Genomic DNA, 4,252 nt, shown 5'->3' with positions numbered 1-4,252 from the left:
GCGTTGGACCAGGTGTGGCGCTTGTCCTGGGTGAAGCGGCTGTTGCTCTCTTCCACCGAGGCGATGAGCAGGTCGCGCCCGGCAGAGAGCTGCATATCGGTGCCCGCGCTCAGCACACTGCCAGAGATCTAGGCAGCTGGAACGCCTGAATTACCTTTATTACACCGGCCCCCAAATAACCACGAAACGGGGCTTGAGGAGCCACTAACCTCCAGACTTCAGATGACGCTATACATTTGAACCATTTCTCCTCAAACCCAGACCCTACATAGCTTTCCTCAACAAGAACCTGCTCCACTTCTCCCAAATTAATCAGCCCCTCAATCCAGGTACAAAATCTTCTATACTCATCTGGAGAGGCAAAGCCATCAATAACTTCCCAATTACATTTATTCATTGAACAATCCAAGGCAGGGCAACCTTAAATTTTTCGAATAGAAAAACCGAATACTGCAGTCAACCAATCCGCCTTGAAAAACAGCAACGTCTTAAAAATATCCAACCCAGTTTGAACTTCAATTTTTACTACTCTATCGGCTTCATTTCCTCGCACAGAAATACGAATTTGGCATTAATAAGAAAGACGCACGAGCCCTCTACCGAATCGCAGTTAGCCGCAGGGCAAACTTCAAGGTATTCAGCAATGCTGCTCCATACCATTATTTATTTCGTCATGTGCTACGCAATGCCCACCATCGACAATTCACCTCTGGCTCCAATCCAATCCAGGCTTCCGAGGCTACGCCATCAATATCAAACAGCACGTTAACTCCAGAACCAGCGCCATCGTGCCGGATCTCAATACTCTTCACACTCTCCGAAGAAACCGTTATAACGTCATGCCCGTTGCAACGCAGAACAACCTGAAACGATTCAGCAACGGCGCTAAACGAAATATCAATTTCCAACTTTCCGCCAAGCACTTTCTTCAAATAACGACAATAGGCCATACTAGGATCTTCTTCGACCGGCACAAGACCAAAGGTCTCTATAAAATCGAGGGTGCTAGGGAAATACATATCAAATCCCTCAGTGAAAAGGAATCATAGTACTAAGAGCGGCTAACAAAACGCAGCCAATGTTCGCAAGCAGATGACAGAGCATGCCAATGAAAGCAGGGCGACATGAATGTCGATGCGCCGCTCGAAGCGAGTATGCAGCTTGCCGAATGCGGCCAGCCAAGCGTGGGTACGCTCAACGACCCAGCGATGACGCCCGAGGCGGTCATTGCGCTCGATACCCTTGCGTGCGATGCGATCTTTGATGCCTCGGCGCGCGAGGTGAGCGCGGCATCTGGGATAGTCGTAGCCCTTGTCCGCATGCAACTTACCTGGCCAGCGCTTGGGCCTGCCTGGCTTGCCCGCCACGGCAGGCAGGGCATCGACCAATTCTTCAAATACCACCGAGTCATGCCGATTGGCCCCGGTGACGCAGAAGATCATGGGGACGCCTTGGGCGTCCGTGATGAGGTGGCGCTTACTGCCGAGCTTGCCCCGATCCGTCGGGTTGGCGCCTGTGTGCGTGCCCCCCGGGGGCTAGGCACGCTGGCTCCATCCACGCTGAATCGGCTGAAGTCCAGCTTGTCAGTCTTGCGCAGTTCATTGAGTAGCTTGCGGTGCAACTCGTGCCACACACCTGCTTGTTGCCAATCGCGCAGTCGCCGCCAGCACGTCATGCCACTGCCAAAGCCCAACTCCTGCGGAAGTTCCTCCCAGGGGGATGCCCGTGCCCTGCAACGGATACTGAACACCACCACGCGCTCCCATGACTGTCACATTCGTTTTGCGTAAGCCCCTTCGTATAATTTAAGTCAATAGTGTTACCGGTAGAATCCGCAATAAACCTCTGTCCCCTACTTGGAGTATTTGCAGTCGTTTTTGGACCACCTGTAAATCTATGACTTCAAACCCTTCAGATGCTTGAATGGCCCCTCTTCCAAAGAGAACCCCATATCCAAGGCTAATTGAATAGCCTCGGCATATTCCTCATCACTGATAGATACATCATATTCGCAAATATGGTCACACAGAATCTCGAAAGCCAGGCTCTCCTCACTATATCCGACATAATCTAATGCTCCCTGAAGCAGCGTAGAATCTAGTCGCCCCTGGAAACGCTCTCCAAACTTGACAATACGATCAGCGTACATAGAGACCTACTTTATGGGCTTATAGGGTGGAATTGGTGCGTTGTCGGGAAAGGCCGTGATCACCTTGCCTGTGGCTGGCTGATAAACAACACGCATGCGAACTCCGTCACGCACTTCATAAGCAACCCATTTGGCTGGATCGCCTTTGCTTGTATAAGCACCGCCAGTTCCTGTTTGGGCGTACCACTTGGTATTAGGGGACGTCGCAATGTCACCAACCTCGTGAACTATTTTATCTGCCGACCAACTCTGAGGGAAAGCTGTCTTCCCTGGCTGCCCTGGCCACATATGGCCACCACTTCCAGGCTTGTCACCATACAAAATATGTTTTTTAGCTTCAGGGGAAAGGATATCGACATAATCCTTTCCAGTCGCTTTTGCCCCCTGGCTGGGAGTCGAAGGACTACCTTTCGTCCCCGTGACATAAGCCGGCGCTGGCTGATACCTCCCTGGCGCCGACGGGAAGATCGGCTTTGCCGCTCCGCCTGCGCCCCATCCCATCCCGGCACTCTCGATCACTTGCCCGGCACCGGCCAATATCAGGCTGGTCCCTTCGCTGGCGCCAAGCAGGTTTCCTAGCGCGTATAAAGCACCGCCCGTTGCACTGTTATAGACCGGCGAGTACTGATCCAACCACGTGGCCAAGCCGAGCACGCTCTGATTCGACGGCAACAGCCAGTCGTTTTTCAGTCCACTGGCCACTTGGATTGGGAAACCCCCGTTGCGCAACGCATTATCAAACTGAACTTCATTGGCCGTCTCTGTCCGCCCGCTCCCTGGCAGCCAACTCGCCAAGGCGGTCAGCGGATGATTTTCGTCCATGTATGCGATCTGCGCATCGCTACTACCGGCGTATTGGTAGTTCTTTGTAGGCGACCACTGCACGGGCGTTTCGAGCAACACCGCCTGCGCCTCCGTGGCGACGTTCGATGGCATCGGCACATGACCATCGCCATAGCGGCTCACGAAGAAATTCAAGTTACGCTGCTGCTGCTCGGTCAGTTCAATACCGTTTTGCTGCTTCCACAAATACTCGTCGCTGAGTTGGTCCCATACTTCCAGCGTGGCAAGCTCACGATTCTCTGCTTCCGTACGGGCGCCTCCCTTGGCCCGCAATTCGTCCCGTCGTGCTTTATCTGTAGTGTTAAGAAAGTTATTGAGCGCCGCATTCTGCGCAGTCTGCGTGGCCGTCACCCCGTCATGCCCGGCCGCCTCCGCTACCACGCCCCCTGCGACCATCGCGGCCACCATGTAGGCAAGCTTGTCCCACTTGCCGAGCTCGGTGCCCGACTCCCGCAGGGACTGCCCCAGGGTGTTGTCCAGGCCCGATTCGACCAACCCGCCGATCGCCCCCGCCACCGCGTCCCGGCCCGTCAGCCCTGCGGCGCCGGCCCCCAGCGCGGCATGGGCCAGCGTTTGCATCACCGGGTTCTGGCCGTTGCCCCACAGGCTGCCGATGGAGTTCGCGCCCAGCGCCGCGTAGTCGCCCACCACGCTGTTGATGAAGCCGTCCTTGAAGTCGCTTCCCTGGATCGCACTCGATACGCCGGCATTGACGACGCCGCGTCCCATCACGCCATAGAGTTGATCCCACGAGAAGGAAAGCCCGCTGGTGGCGGTGGTGGAGCCCGCCGCGCCCGGCGCAGCGGAGAGGCCCGCCAGGCTGTTGAGGCTTTGCCCGCCCTCGAAGAAGCCGTAGTTGCTCACCCCGGCGGTGATCGCCGAGACCGCGCCGGTCTTGAGTACCTGGCCCCAGTCGACCTTGCCGGTGGTGCCCAATTGCACCGCGGTGTTGCTCGCCATGCCGGCCAGGCTCGCCGAGGCCGCCGCATTGGCCCAGCCGCCGACAGCCCAGGCCGAAGCGGTGCTGGCCGTGCCAGCAGCTGCGCCTGCACCGGCTGCCGTGGTGGTGGTGGTCGTGGCAGCGGCGCCAATCGCCTCGCTGGCTGCCCCGTAGGTCACGATGGCGATGACGATGGCCACGATGATCGCCAGCCCCGCGCCCATGCCCGAGTGGCTGTACTTCCACTGGTCGTGGACTTCCTTCACCCGCTGCCAGTCGATGTCGCCCCGGCTCTCCATCTCCTTCAGCCACGCCAGCTT

Annotated in this window: 3 protein-coding genes and 1 pseudogene; all 4 read right to left on the bottom strand. The window is 56.7% G+C overall.

Features of this window, described 5'->3' with window-relative positions:
- Positions 1 to 671 precede the first annotated feature (671 nt).
- Positions 672 to 1,019 (bottom strand): hypothetical protein, encoded by a 348-nt coding sequence (locus C7389_RS24490; protein ID WP_133595282.1) that lies wholly within the window; start codon positions 1,017 to 1,019, stop codon positions 672 to 674.
- Between the two features lie 42 nt (positions 1,020 to 1,061).
- A pseudogene (locus tag C7389_RS24485) lies at positions 1,062 to 1,717 on the bottom strand (IS5 family transposase); the annotation flags it as partial.
- 177 nt (positions 1,718 to 1,894) lie between these two features.
- Positions 1,895 to 2,149, bottom strand: coding sequence for a MafI family immunity protein (locus tag C7389_RS24480; protein ID WP_133595281.1), 255 nt, complete (start codon positions 2,147 to 2,149; stop codon positions 1,895 to 1,897).
- 6 nt (positions 2,150 to 2,155) lie between these two features.
- On the bottom strand, positions 2,156 to 4,252 hold a 2,097-nt coding region (locus tag C7389_RS25785), incomplete at its 5' end, for an EndoU domain-containing protein (RefSeq protein ID WP_281275416.1).

This window comes from Azoarcus indigens (assembly GCF_004361735.1).
In the GTDB taxonomy this organism is placed as follows: domain Bacteria; phylum Pseudomonadota; class Gammaproteobacteria; order Burkholderiales; family Rhodocyclaceae; genus Azoarcus; species Azoarcus indigens.
This window is presented reverse-complemented; position numbering and strand designations above follow the sequence as displayed.